General features: G+C 67.8%; 7 protein-coding genes. 3 read left to right on the top strand and 4 right to left on the bottom strand.

Translation table 11 applies throughout. The features are described from left to right. Positions 1 to 93: 93 nt before the first annotated feature. From pelA to SJY20_RS15105, 3 genes are all read right to left on the bottom strand, one after another. Positions 94 to 1,404 (bottom strand): pectate lyase, encoded by a 1,311-nt coding sequence (gene pelA / locus SJY20_RS15115; protein ID WP_380787737.1) that lies wholly within the window; start codon positions 1,402 to 1,404, stop codon positions 94 to 96. A gap of 21 nt (positions 1,405 to 1,425) precedes the next feature. Next, the gene (locus SJY20_RS15110) at positions 1,426 to 3,636 is read right to left on the bottom strand and encodes a glycoside hydrolase family 88 protein (RefSeq protein WP_380787736.1); all 2,211 of its coding nucleotides are present in this window, start codon (positions 3,634 to 3,636) and stop codon (positions 1,426 to 1,428) included. A 78-nt stretch (positions 3,637 to 3,714) separates the two neighbouring features. Then, positions 3,715 to 6,564: a TonB-dependent receptor gene (locus SJY20_RS15105; protein WP_380787735.1), complete on the bottom strand. Its 2,850-nt coding sequence runs from the start codon at positions 6,562 to 6,564 to the stop codon at positions 3,715 to 3,717. Between the two features lie 150 nt (positions 6,565 to 6,714). On the opposite strand from SJY20_RS15105, the gene SJY20_RS15100 reads away from it, so the two are divergent. Both SJY20_RS15100 and SJY20_RS15095 read left to right on the top strand, forming a co-directional pair. Continuing rightward, positions 6,715 to 9,048 (top strand): hypothetical protein, encoded by a 2,334-nt coding sequence (locus tag SJY20_RS15100; protein ID WP_380787734.1) that lies wholly within the window; start codon positions 6,715 to 6,717, stop codon positions 9,046 to 9,048. A gap of 10 nt (positions 9,049 to 9,058) precedes the next feature. After that, on the top strand, positions 9,059 to 10,393 hold the full coding sequence (locus SJY20_RS15095) for an oligogalacturonate lyase family protein (protein WP_380787733.1): 1,335 nt from the start codon (positions 9,059 to 9,061) through the stop codon (positions 10,391 to 10,393). A gap of 106 nt (positions 10,394 to 10,499) precedes the next feature. Here the strand turns inward: SJY20_RS15095 and SJY20_RS15090 are convergent, their stop codons facing one another. After that, positions 10,500 to 11,891 carry a glycoside hydrolase family 28 protein gene (locus tag SJY20_RS15090; RefSeq protein WP_380787732.1) on the bottom strand — a complete coding sequence of 464 codons (1,392 nt, stop codon included), beginning with the start codon at positions 11,889 to 11,891 and terminating at the stop codon, positions 10,500 to 10,502. A 150-nt stretch (positions 11,892 to 12,041) separates the two neighbouring features. On the opposite strand from SJY20_RS15090, the gene SJY20_RS15085 reads away from it, so the two are divergent. Beyond that, positions 12,042 to 13,424, top strand: a complete 1,383-nt coding sequence (locus SJY20_RS15085; RefSeq protein ID WP_380787731.1) for a glycoside hydrolase family 105 protein — start codon at positions 12,042 to 12,044, stop codon at positions 13,422 to 13,424. Positions 13,425 to 13,449: the final 25 nt, after the last annotated feature.

Genomic DNA, 13,449 nt, shown 5'->3' with positions numbered 1-13,449 from the left:
TAGTCCCCCTCCGTTGGCCCCGCGTATCGCGGCGGCCCCTATAATTATAGCGCTTGGGCGACCCCGTTCGTTACGCTGCGACTGGTGTGGCCGTTACGACGCTGACTGTCGATGCGTGACCGTCTGCGCACGCACGCGCCATGCTTCGTATGCGGCGATCGCGTCCTGGGGTTGCGTCACGTACCAGTTATAGCCGTTGCGGCGTCCGATCGAGATGTCGTTGACGTCGTCGTGGATCGACTGGTCCTTGTCGCCGAAGATCGGCTGGCCGGTGACCAGGTCGTAGTTGCGCGACCAGATCGGCCCGGCGCCCTTTTGCGGCACGATGCGGCGGCCTTCGGGGGTGCCCTTGCCGGTCCACGCCTGGTCGTAGATCGCGCGGCCCTTGAGCCAGGCGATGCCGTCGTCGACCGCGCGGACGATCGCCGGCGTCTTCGGCTGCTGCATCAGGAACAGCAGGATGTCGGTGGTCTCGCCGCTCGCGATCGAGCGCGGTTCGTAGTTGCGCGCAGAGATCGGCGCGAGCGTCAGCGCGTCGACCTGTTGCGGCCAGCCGGCACCGCGCCCGCTGACCTTGGCCTGCGCCGCTAGGATGACGTCGACCGCCCTGCGTACCGCGCTCGCCGACGCGGAGCGCAGCGCGGCGGGGACGAAGCGATAGGCCGGATCGGTCGCGACCGCCTGCAACAACATCGCCGCCTGCGCGACCGCATTGTCGTTAAAGGTGATGCCGTCGTGGAACCCGCCCTCGAGCGGATAGATCTGCGGCCATCCCCCGTTCGGATATTGCGCTGCCAGGAGGTAACGCACGCCCTTGACGATGCTCGCGCGGTATTTGGCGCCCGCGGCACCCGGCGTCGCGGTGGCGACGCGGGTGAGGAATTTGATTTCCTGCGTGGTGGCGTCGTTGTCGAGCGTGCCGACGAAGGTCCAGAACCGGTCGTTCGGCGCGTCGAAGTTCGAGCGGTCGGGGTTCATCGTCTCGGCGTCGTTGGCATAGCGCTGGCCCGGCAGGCGCGGCGCGACCGCACGGCTCTGGTTCTTGCTCCAGCCGCCCGCCGGGGTCTGGAAGCTGACGATGGTGTCGGCGACCGCGCGTGCTTCGGGGCCCGCATACCAGGCGGCGTCACGGTCGAGCGGCATCTGGCCTTCGCCGCCGCCGACGGCGAGTGGCGGCGGCGGGGGCGTCTGACCGGGCTTCAGTTCGGCGACCAGTGACGCGCGATCGGCCTTCATCTGCGCTTCGGACCGTTGGAGATAGGTTTTCCAGGCACCTTGTTTCGTCGCCGGCAACTGAGCGATGCGACCGGCGGTGACGGGCTCGGCGGGGGTATTCTTGCCGATGACGCGTGCACTCGCGGGCGAAGCGAGCAGGAGCGTCAGGAATAGGGCTTTGTGGGTCATGCGGGTCATCCTCTTCCGTCTTCAGCGCGGGGTAAAATCGAAGCGGGTGCGCGCGACCAGCGCATCCCAGTCGGCGGCGTTCTTGGTGTCGAGCCCGCCGTCCCAGCCATAGCCGGTGTAATAGGCGAAGGGCGTGCCGGGCACGACGTTCACCAGCAGCAGGTAGTTCTCACCGTCCTCCGCGAACCCGCGGACCTGCTTCGGGTCGGCGGCGACGGTGATCGACATCGCGCCATGACCCGGATCGCCGGCCTCGTGCACCGTCAGCCGGCCCGTCTTCGCATCGCGGATCACGCGCTGCCCGCCGCGCTTCTTGGCAATGCCGATGCCGACGACCAGCGGCTCGGCGGTGTCGGAGCTCAGCGTCGATACCATCCGCGTGAAATTGCTCCCCATCGGCAGCACGAAGCTGCGATGCTCGGAGACGCGGCGGACCAGGTCGACCGGCCAGGGCTTGTAGTCGACCTCGAACTTGGCGGTATCGCCCCCAGTGGCGAGGATGCGGTGCGACGCCCAGTTGCGCGAGGTCCACAATTTGTCGGCATACCAGATGCCGATCCCGCCGGCGCCGCGGCTGCCGCCGACGTCGTAGAAGTCGAGGCCCTCGCCGCGGTCGACGTGATAGTTCGGGAATTTCAACTGGCGCTGCATGAACGGCCAGCGCACGCGCTTTGCCCAGATGTCGATGCCCGAGCCGGATGGCGGCTCCTTTGCCTGCAGCGACGGGCCATAGATCCGCAGCGCGACCTTGTCGTTTTCCCACAGGATGTCGTCGAGCCGTTCGGGCGCGAAATGCGCGATTGCATGGGGTCTGGTCGCGTCACCGACCGGCGGGGTCAGTGGTTCGACCGGCGAGGGGCGGCCGAGCGTCGCAGGGTCGTAGGCAAGCGCCTTCACCGCCTGCATCTCGGTCGCACGGCGGCGCAATTCGGCCTCGCCGACCACGGTGGCGGGGGCAGGTGGCTGCGGGGTCGTAGCGTCGATGACCGCGTCGTCGTCGCGAGTCGGCTGTGGCTCGGGGAGGGCGCGCGACGGCTCGCCGAGCCGCGCGACCTCGACCCCGGCGAGCAGATACGCGCCGGTGCCGTAGAGCCCGACGTCGCCACGCAGCGTCGCGACCGGCTGGTCGCCGGTCTTCTGCACCGCGCCGAGCAGGCCGTTCGGCAGCACCTGGCGGTTGAGCGCCGCCCAGCCGCGCGTGACCTTGGGCAGGAACGCGGCGCGGGGCAGCAGCCCGTGGTTGACCCCCCAGCCAAGCCCGTAGAGCAGCAGCGCCGATCCCGATGTCTCGGCTTCCGGATAAGCGTTGGGATCGAGCAGACTGGACCGCCACAACCCGTCGGCCTGCTGCAGCTCGGCAACCCGCGTCGCCAGCTTGACGAAGATGTCGGTGTAATAGCCGCGACCCGCGAAGTCCGCAGGCATCGCCTCGATCGTGCGCGCGAGGCCGGCGAGCACCCAGCCATTGCCACGCGACCAGAACAGCGGCGTACCCGTGCGGCCGACGAAGCGCGCATCGCGGAAAAACAGCCGCTGCTTCGGATCCCACAGCCGCGCCGCGGTCCGCCGCCACTCCTTGTCCATCGCGAGCAGATATTTCGGATCGCCGGTCAGCGCCGACATCCGCGCCAGTACCGGCGGCGCCATGAACAGCGCGTCGCACCACCACCAGACCAGCGCCTCGGTCTCCTGCGCGCGCGCCAGATGCGGCACCATGTAGTCGAGCCGTTGCTGGAGTGGCAGCAGAGTGCCGTCCTGTCGGCGGCGCGCATACAGTTCCTGGTAGAGGTCGCCGATCGCGACATCGTCGGCGTTGAGCATTGTCCGGCCCGACCGCGCGCCGCGAACCGCGTAATTGTAATGCTCGGCCGTCGCGGTCAGGAACCGCAGCGTTTCGGGTCGCGGCGACACCCGTGCGAGCCGCGCGGCGCCGACATAGAAGGTCGCCGCCACCCAGTTCGATGCGATGCTATCCAGTGCGCCGCCGGTCGCAAGCGGCAGCGCGCGACCGCTCATGTCGGCGATCTGCGCCGCCGCGACGTAATCGAGCGCCCGCAGCACCGCGGCGCTGTCGGGAAGCTTGTCCGCGTCGAAGGCGAGCGGTGGCCTCGGCGGCACCGCCTGCCACGCCGCCTCGACCCCGAGCGTCGCTGATTGCTGTGCGGCGAGCGGTCCCGCCTGCGCGACGGCGGCAGCTGCAAGGCCGATCCGCCAGTGTCCGGACAACGCCATGATGCCTCCCGATATGCTAAAAAGACCTGGAGCGACCATCGGATCGCCCCAGGCAGGACGACGCCACTGAAGGGGAACTCAGTAGCGCCAACGGAAACCGAACAGGATCTCGCGCCCGAAGTGTCGATAATTCGACACGCGATCGGTGACGTCGGCATACCGGTCGGAATAGGTGTCGGTCAGGTTGACGCCCTCCAGCGTGACGCTGATCTTCGGCGTCAGGTCGTAGCGGATCGACGCATCGATGTTGGTCGCCGCGTTGACGCCCTCCTCGGAGTTGCCGTTGCCGCCCGGGAACGCGACCAGATAATTGTCGCGGTACGCCGCCGATACGCGCGCGCTGAACCCCTTCAGCTCGTAGTAGAGCGTCGCGTTGTACAGGTGGCGCGACTGGCCGATCAGCCGGTTGTACAACGGGTTGGCCGCCGTCCGGTAGTTCACCCGGCTGTCGACATAGGTGTAGTTCCCAATGAACCCCAGTTTGTCGAACGGCGCCGGCAGGAAGCTCAGCGGCTGCTGATACTGGAACTCGATACCCTTCAGCGTGCCGCCGGTGCCGTTGATGTTGCGCGTCACCTGGAACTGCTGGTCGGGCGACGACGGCGTCCCGATCAGCAGCGAATCCGGCAGTCCCAGTTCGCGGTACGGCACGAACGAGATGTCGGTGGCGATGAAGCTGTCGATCGTCTTGTAGAAGCCGGCGATCGCAATCAGCGATTCCTTGGCGAAATACCATTCCGCCGACAGGTCGACATTCTTCGCGCGGAACGGCTTCAACAGCGGGTTGCCATAGGTGATGGTCTGGCCCGAGGTGTTGAGCGACCCGCCCGGCGTCAGCGCGCCCAGCGTCGGACGCGACATCACCTTCGCCACGCCCAGGCGAAAGATCAGCTTGTCGGTCGCGTCCAGCGCCAGGTTGGTCGACGGCAGCCAGTCCGAATATTTGTTGTCGACCGTCACGAAAGTCGTGTTCAGGAACCCCGACGACGACGTCTCGGTGCGGGCGTAGCGCAAGCCCACATTGCCGCGCAGCGTCATCCCCGCCAGGTCCGAACTGAAATCGAGCTGTCCGTACGCGCCGGTGTCGATCTCGCTGACGTCGCGGTTGCCGTTGAACGTCGTGGTCAGCGGGAAATTCTGGTAAAGCCCGATCTTGTCGGTGATCGCGAACACGTCGGGCGTGACGTAGCTGAGGTTCGAGCCCGACGGGATCGCCAGCCCGCCGTCGATGCTCACCACCTTGCCCAAGCCGCCGACGCCGACGATCTGTTCGGCCGCGGTCAGCACGCGGTTGCGCTGGCGCCCGAACTGGCTGAACGAATAGCCTCGCCGCTCGCCGCCCAGCTTCAATTCGAACACCGGGTCGATCTTGTACGCGACCGCACCCGAAATCGATTCGAGGCCATAGGTCGCGCCGGTCTCGCTCGAGCGCACCTCGGTCAGCGTGAACTTCGACGGGTCGGTGACGTCGAAGCCGTAGTTGATTAGCGGCGTCCGGTCGTTCTTGCGGAAATCATAGGTGTAGCCGTTCACGTTCAGCGCATCGAACTGATACGCGATCGATATCGGCGTGTTCGCCTCGGACTTCGACTTGCCGACCTTCAGCTGCGCGCGCAGCTTGTCGCTGAACTGGTGGTGCGCGTTCAGCGATATCTGCGTGAACCGGCTCTCGTTGCGATCGAACCCGTTTTCCGACCGCACGTCGACGCGGTCGAACACGCCGTACGATATGATGTTCTTCTCGGGGTCGACCGCATAGTCGCGCACGATCGTCTGGCGCACGCCATCGGCGGTCGCGCGGCTGAACGAGATCGCCTCGATGTTCGGGCTCTCGAACTCCTGGTTGAAGCGCGAATGCAGCGCGTCGACCACCACTTCGGTGCGGTCGTCGGGCTTCCACTGCAACGACGCGGTGATGCCGAGCCGGTCCTCGGCGAACTTGCCGAAGGTGTAGCGCGGGATGCGCGGGTAGAAGGCGTTGAGCAATTCGGTCCGCTGCGCGGGCGAACAGCTTGGGCAGCCCGCGAAATTCGAGTTGGTGCCATACGCCTGCGCGGCGTTGCCGGACTGCCAGCGCGTGGTGTTGAAGCTCTCCGAGGTCGGCCGGCGTTCCGAATAGGCCAGCGAGACGAGCCCGCCCCAGGTCTGGTCGTCGTTGGTCCAGCTGACCAACCCGGCAAAGCGCGGCAATACCTTCTTCGACAGGTCGTTATACGATCCCTGCACCGACACCGCCGAATCGAAGCCCCGCTTGAAGTCGAGCGGCCGACCGGTCTGCAGGTCGACGGTTGCTCCGAGCGATCCCTCCTCGATCTCCGCCGACTGCGTCTTGCGCACGGTGATGCTGTTGAACAGCTCTGAGGCGAAGATCGAGAAGTCGAACCCGCGGCTGCGGTTGCCACCGGCTGCGGCCTGCGCCTCCAGTCCATTGATCCGCACGCGGGTGAAATCGGCGCTCAGGCCGCGGACGCTGATCGTGCGCCCCTGGCCGGCATCGCGCTCGATCGTCACGCCGGGCAGGCGCTGGATCGCTTCGGCCAGGTTGAGGTCGGGGAAGTCCGCCATGTCCTCGGCCAGGATCGCGTCGACCGCGCCGGCCTCGCGCTTCTTGATGTTGAGCGCTTCCTGCAGGCTGGATCGGAACCCCGTGACGATGATATCGGGGCTTTCCGGCTCGGTCGGCGTCTCTCCGGCGGGCGTATCCCCGGCAGGCGCATCGCCGGGCGCATCCGCCGGATCCACCGGCGTCGCGGCGGGGGCAGGGACGGGAGCGGGCGGCGATGTCGGCGCAGTCGGAACCTGCGTCTGCACCGACGATTCGGCCGGCGCGATCGCCGTCTGCGCGTGCGCGCCACTGGCCAGCATCAGGGCCAGGACGCCTGCCGAACCCAACAGGCCAGCCCGCGCGTTCCCACCGAAATATGTCATACTACCCTCTCCCGTGCACGGTGCTGTCACCGGTGTCATGAGAAGCTTATGCCCCAAACGTCCCATTAGTTGCAATACAAGTTCGTATGTTGCTACTATCTGGGCGAGTGATGGCGGGTCGTGGTACGATCACGGCAGGGAGAGAAAACGATGGCAAAAGCCCCATTTGCGACGAGGTCGGCGCGTCGTACGATCATCGCCATCGCGCTGTTCGGCACCGCGACTGCCCCCGCTACGGCCGGTGCGCAGCGCGTCGATCGCCCAGCGCTGGTCAGCCAGCGCGTCGATCGCCAGGCGCTGGTCAGCCAGCGCATCGATCGTCACGCGCTGGTCAGCCGCCACGATCCGCATTTCTCGACGCTCGATCCGCATGCGCCGGTCATGCTCGGCAACGGTGAACTCGGCTTCACCGCGGACATCACCGGGCTGCAGACCTTTGCCGACCGCTATTCGCCGCTCGCGCCATTGCTGACGATGGCGCAATGGGCGTGGCACAGCTTTCCCAATCCGCACGGCTATACCGAGAAGGACGGGCTGCAGATGGTCGCGGTGCCGGGCCGCGGGCAACAGCCCTATGCCTATATGCGGTCGTGGAGCGACGGCGACGCCAACCCGGCGTTCGGCTGGCTGCGCGCCAATCCGCATCGCATCTCACTGGCGCGGCTGTCGCTCGTATCGGGGGGTAAGGCCGCAGCGTTCGCCGACATCGCCGCCACCGATCAACGGCTCGAAATGTGGACCGGAACGCTGACCAGCCGCTTCACCTATCGCGGCGCCCCCGTCACGGTGGTCACGCGCGTCGTGCCGGGCCGCGACGCGATCGCGGTCGAGATCGTTTCGCCGCTGGTCGCGCGTGGCGAACTCGGGCTCGCGGTCGGCTATCCGGGTGTCGCGCCCGCGATCAACCCCGATCCGTCGAACTGGACGCCGCGCGCCGGCGAGCGCACGCAGATCCTGTCGCGCCGACCAGGCGCATGGCGGATCGAACGGACGCTCGACGCGACGCGCTACTGGTCGACGATCGCGGCGAACGGCACCGTCTCGACAGCCGCCGACGGCCGGTTCCTGGTCGACGGCCGCGGCGACACGCTGCGCACCATCGTCACCTTCGACCAGAGCGCCGCAGCACCCGCAGCGCCAGCGTTCGATACCGTACCCGCAGCGGTCGCGGCGCACTGGCGGTCGTTCTGGACCCAGGGCGCCGCGGTCGACTTCACCGGCAGCACCGACGCGCGCGCGCCAGAGCTCGAACGCCGCGTCGTGCTGTCGCAATACCTGTCCGCGATCAACGGCGCGGGCAGCCTGCCGCCGCAAGAGGAGGGGCTGTTCTCGAACAGCTGGTTCGGCAAGTTTCACCTCGAAATGCACCCCTGGCACCAGGCCTGGCAGGCGTTGTGGGGGCATCCCGACCTGCTCGAGCGCAGCCTTGGCTGGTATCTCCGCACGCTCCCCGCCGCCCGGGCCGAGGCCGCGCGGCACAAGGTCGCCGGGGCGTGGTGGCCCAAGATGGTCGGGCCCGAGGGGCGCAACAGCCCCAGCCTGATCTCGCCCTTCCTGATGTGGCAACAGCCGCATCCGATCCTGCTCGCCGAACTGACCTGGCGCGCGCACCGCGATCCCGCAGTGCTGCAGCGCTACGCCGAAATGGTCGAACAGACGGCCACGCTGCTCGCGAGCTGGCCGCTCGACCGCGGCGGGCGGCTCGACCTGGGGCCGCCGATCATCCCCGCGCAGGAGAATTACGACCCGCTGACAACGCGCAACCCGACCTTCGAGGTCGAGTATTTCCGCTGGGCGATCGGCGTCGCGCAAAGCTGGCGCGAACGCCGCGGGCTCGCGCGCCGCGCCGACTGGGACCGCACGCTTGCACGGATCGCGCCGCCGGCGATGCGTGACGGGCTGTATCTGCCCGCTGAATCGGTACCCGATTTCTGGAAGACCGCCGCCTCCGATCTGTGCCGTGGCCATGCCGAGGATGCGTCCTGCACCAACCGCGACCACCCGTCCTTCCTGATGGCGTATGGCTTCATCCCGGGGACGCGGATCGATCCGGCGGCGATGCGGCGGACGCTCGCCGAAATGGATCGGACCTGGGATATCCGCCAGACCTGGGGCTGGGATTTCCCGATGATCGCGATGACCGCGGCGCGGCTCGGCGAGCGCGAGAAGGCGGTCGACTGGCTGTTCGCGGATCGCCGGAACAATCAATGGGGCTCCACGGGCATGACCCCGCGCGTCCATGTCGAGGCGCATGCCGCCGAACTCGTGCCCAAATCCGCTGGGGCAGGGGGCGTCGCGCTCGCGGTCAATCCCGACGGCCCGGGCTATGCGCGTGCGGCGGAAACCTATTTCCCCTCCAACGGCGCGCTGCTGTTCGCGGTCGGGATGATGGCGGGCGGCTGGGACGGGTCGACCGGACCCGCACCGGGCTTCCCGACCAAGGGCTGGCGCGTCCGGTCCGAAGGCCTGGCGCCGACACCTTGAGGATCTGCCGATGAAACCCACCCGTCGCGATATCCTCGGCGCGGTTGCGCTCGGTGGCGCCGCTGCTGCCGTTTCGACCCGGTCGATGGCTGCACCCGCACCGGCGCCGCGCGCCTGGACCGATCCCGCGACCGGGCGTCGCATCGTCCGCCTCTCCGACGATGGCGGCGGCAACAAGCTCTATTTCTACCGCAACAGCTTTACGCCGCAGGGCGACCTGATGGTCATGTCGACGCCCGCGGGGATCGTCGCGGTCGACATGAAGACGCACGCGCTGACGCCCTTGGTGCGCGATCCGCGCGCCGATCTGCTGTTCACCGGCCGGCGCACCCGCACGGTGTATTACAGCGTCTCAGACCCTGGCGACGGCTCGCCGACCGATCGCCCGCGCGACATCTTCGCGCTCGACATCGATACCCGCCGCAGCCGCCGTATCGCCCGGCTCGCGCAAGGGCAGGTCGGATCGATCAACGCCGACGAGACGCTGCTGGTCGGCACCGTCGCGTACGGCGATACGCCGCTGCAGCCCGGCGTCCCCGATCCGCGCAACCGCCGCTTCGGCCAGGCCGAATATGCCGCCAACGGTCCCGACGGCCGGCCGCTCAACTTCGCCAGGGCCAAGGGCGTGCGAATGCTGCAGCGCTGGGCGGCGCGGGTGCCGATGGAGCTGTTCGTGATCGACATCGCGACCGGCCAGCGCCGCGTCGTTCACAAGGCCACCGACTGGCTCAACCACCCGCAATTCTCGCCGACCGATCCCGGCCAGATCATCTTCTCGCACGAGGGCCCGTGGCACCGCGTCACCCGGATGTGGCGGATCCGCACCGACGGCAGCGGCCTCGCGCCGCTACACAACCGGACCATGAACATGGAGATCTGGGGCCACGAGTTCTTCGCCCCCGACGGCCGCACGGTCTGGTACGACCTCCAGACCCCGCGCGGCCAGGTATTCTGGGTCGCCGGCGTCGAGCTCGCCACCGGCCGCCGGCTATGGCGCCGCGTCCACCGCAACGACTGGTCGGTGCATTTCACCGTTTCGCCCGACGGCAGGACCTTCGCGGGCGACGGCGGCGACCCCGACATGGTCGCACACGCCCCCGACGGCAAATGGCTCGTGCTGCTGCGTCCCGAACCCGTCGTAGACGGCGACACCGAAGTATATGATCCGAAGCTAGTAACCCCCGAATATTTGCGTCCGCTGCGGCTGGTCGACATGCGCGCGCATGATTACCGGCTCGAACCCAACCTCGTCTTCACCCCCGACGGCCGCCGCATCGTCTTCGGGTCGAACATGCACGGCAAAAACCACGTCTACATGGTCGACATCGATGCCGTTCAGGCCTGAACGCGCGTCCTCGCAACGCCCGAGACCGTTCCCGTCGGCCTTTGACAGCTTACGCCCGCAACGAGCCTCACCGCATCGCGCAGCGCCTATATGACAAGTGGGCCCATCACAGGCTTGTAACGGGCCTGCCGTTGACTAGCACGCGCTCCAGCGTCAGCGCCGTGATCCGCTGGACGATGCTCGGTTCGCGCACCCGGTCGAAGCGGCAATCGCGCAGCGTTAGCCGGCCGACCGGGGCTTTGGGCAGCCCCTGGCAGTCGAGCACGCGGCCGGTGTTGGCAACCGTCAGGCGCTCGACCACGACATCGTCGAGTTCGGGGACGAAGCGGCCGTTTGCGCCCTCTTCGTAGTTGAAGTCGCAGGTCAGGGCCGCGCGGCTTACCTGTCCGACGGTGATGTTGCGGACGCGGATGTGCGCGATGCGGCCGCCGCGGACGGCGTTGGTCTTGAAGCGCAGCGCATACCAGAGGTCGGGGCTGCTCATCGTGCAATCCTCGGCAAAGACGTGTTCGACGCCGCCCGACACCTCGCTGCCGATCACCACGCCGCCATGCCCGGCCTTCATCGTGCAGCCGCGGATCAGGATGTCGCGCGACGGTGTCGCCAGCCGCCGCCCGTCGGCGTTGCGGCCGGATTTGATCGCGATGCAATCGTCACCGGTGTCGAAAACGCAGCGTTCGATCACCATGCCGTCGACCGATTCCGGGTCGCAGCCATCGTTGTTGGGGCCGAGCCCGGTCACCGTCACGCCGCGCATCGTGACGTTGCTCGACAGCACGGGATGAACGTTCCAGCAGGGCGAATCGCGCAGGGTCACACCCTCGACCAACACGCCGCGACACCGCTGGAATTGCAGGAGATTGGGCCGGATATAGCCACCCGCGCCGAAGCGTCGCTCGGCGACCGGGACGCCGGCTTCCGCCATTGCGAACAGCCGGTCGCGGGCCGCGCGCTGGCTTGGCAGTCCCTCGTGCCAGCCATAATGTTTGCCACCGCTCCACGACCACCAGGCGGCGCCCTGGCCGTCGATCGTACCGCGTCCGGTGACCGCGACGTCCTGCGCGTCGCTGGCGTAGATCAGCGGCGCATAGTTCATCAGCTCCACCCCTTCGTAGCGGGTGGCGACGATCGGGTAGTGCGCGGCATCGGTGCTGAACAGGATCGTCGCGTCGGCATCCAAGTGCAGTTCGACCCGCGACACCAGCTGGATTCCGCCAGTCAGCCAGCGCCCCGCCGGCACCAGCACGCGGCCACCGCCCGCTGCGGCACAGGCAGCGATCGCATCGGCGAAGGCCTGCGTACTCAGCACCCGTCCGCCGGGCGTCGCACCATAAGCGCGGATGTCGAACTGGCGGCGCGCGAACCGCGGCACTCGCACCCGGGCGGCAATCGCGCGCGCCCGCGCCCAATCGTCGTCGGGCTCGGGGCGGGCGTGGGCCCCGGTCGAGAAGGCCGCGCTCGCGACGACGAAGGCGCGGCGGTTCAGCAGATACGTCATGTGCGTCTTCCCATCGTGCCGAATGCGGCTCCGGCTGCGATCATCGTACACCGATCCGTTCGGAATCAAGGTTCTTTCCCCCGACAAGGCCCTGTTGTACGACAAGATCGAACGATCCGGGAAAGCGGGTCGCAGGACAGGGAGAGGGTGATGGCAGCCAGGAATCGAGCCACCAAGCGAATTGCGGCGCCAATTACGGTCTTCGCCGCCGCGCTGCTGGCCGTACCCGCCACGGCGCAGCAGGGGCCAAAGCCAGCCGATAAGGCCGCTGTGATCGACGAGGGTGATGCGCCGACCCGGATGTCGCCGGCCTATCCGATGCCCTACCGCGATACGTCCCCGGCGGCGATCAAGACGGTGATGGACCGCGTGCTCGGTTATATCGAGCGCGAGGCACCGATCGGGATGGTCGACGATCACGGCGCCGCGGTGGACCTGCGGCGGCTGGTGCCCGGCAATGTCTTCAAGCCGGGGTTCGGGCTGACCAGCTACGAGTGGGGGGTGACCTATTCGGGTGCGCTGCTCGCCGGAGACGTGACGGGCGACCCGCGCTACACCCGCTACGCGGCCGATCGCGTCAACTTCGTCGCGGATGTTGCCGCCCGCTATCGCGCGAGCCGCGCGAGGGTGGACGCGACGCCGGTCCGCAACATGCTGGCACCCGATCGGCTCGACGATTCCGGCGCGATGTCGGCGGCACTCATCAAGGTGCAGCGCGCCGGGCTCGCCAATCTGAACGTCCGCCCGCAGATCGACGTGTATCTCGACTGGATCGCCAACCGCCAGTTCCGCATGCCCGACGGCACGCTGGCGCGGCAGCGGCCATTGCCGGTGACCTTGTGGCTGGACGATCTGTACATGAGCGTCCCCGGCCTCGCGCAAATGGGTGCGCTGACCGGTGAGCGGCGCTATTACGACGACGCGGTTCGCCAGATCCTGCAATTCTCGCAGCGCATGTTCGTCGCCGACACGGGTCTCTACATGCACAGCTGGGTGGAGGGGATGGACCCCCACCCGGCGTTCCACTGGGGTCGCGCCAATGGCTGGGCGGTGGTGGCGATGGTCGAGCTGCTCGACGTGTTGCCCGCCGACCATCCGGGGCGTCCCGCGGTGCTGGCGCAGTTGAAGGCGCATGTCGCGGGGCTTGCCAAGGTGCAGTCGGGGACCGGCTTGTGGCACCAGCTGCTCGATCGGCCCGACAGCTATCTCGAAACCTCGGCAAGCGCGATGTACGCTTATGCTATGGCGCGCGCGATCAATCGCGGCTGGATCGACCGTCGCGCCTATGCGCCGATCGCGCTGCTGGCATGGCAGGGCGTATCGACCAAGGTGTCCGCGGCAGGCGAGGTCGAGGACGTCTGCGTCGGCACCGGCGTCGGCTTCGATCCGGCCTTCTATTACTATCGCCCGCGCAGTGTCCGCGCTGCGCACGGCTATGGCCCGGTGCTGCTGGCGGGGGCGGAGGTGATTGCGATGCTGCGCGGCGGCGGTCCGATCGATTCCGGTAACGGGCAGGGCAACGTCTTTCGCTGACGGCGTGCGCGCCCTGGTCAGTTTA

The organism is Sphingomonas sp. R86521 (genome assembly GCF_042466235.1).
In the GTDB taxonomy this organism is placed as follows: domain Bacteria; phylum Pseudomonadota; class Alphaproteobacteria; order Sphingomonadales; family Sphingomonadaceae; genus Sphingomonas.
Note: the sequence above shows the minus strand (reverse complement) of the source record. Positions and strands in the feature narration are given on the sequence as shown.

Excerpts from the sequence above, each read along its gene's own strand:
- pelA (WP_380787737.1), bottom strand. The coding sequence starts at position 1,404 with ATGACCCACAAAGCCCTATTCCTGACGCTCCTGCTCGCTTCGCCCGCG.
- SJY20_RS15105 (WP_380787735.1), bottom strand. The coding sequence starts at position 6,564 with ATGACATATTTCGGTGGGAACGCGCGGGCTGGCCTGTTGGGTTCGGCA.
- SJY20_RS15110 (WP_380787736.1), bottom strand. The coding sequence starts at position 3,636 with ATGGCGTTGTCCGGACACTGGCGGATCGGCCTTGCAGCTGCCGCCGTC.
- SJY20_RS15085 (WP_380787731.1), top strand. The coding sequence starts at position 12,042 with ATGGCAGCCAGGAATCGAGCCACCAAGCGAATTGCGGCGCCAATTACG.
- SJY20_RS15095 (WP_380787733.1), top strand. The coding sequence starts at position 9,059 with ATGAAACCCACCCGTCGCGATATCCTCGGCGCGGTTGCGCTCGGTGGC.
- SJY20_RS15100 (WP_380787734.1), top strand. The coding sequence starts at position 6,715 with ATGGCAAAAGCCCCATTTGCGACGAGGTCGGCGCGTCGTACGATCATC.
- SJY20_RS15090 (WP_380787732.1), bottom strand. The coding sequence starts at position 11,891 with ATGACGTATCTGCTGAACCGCCGCGCCTTCGTCGTCGCGAGCGCGGCC.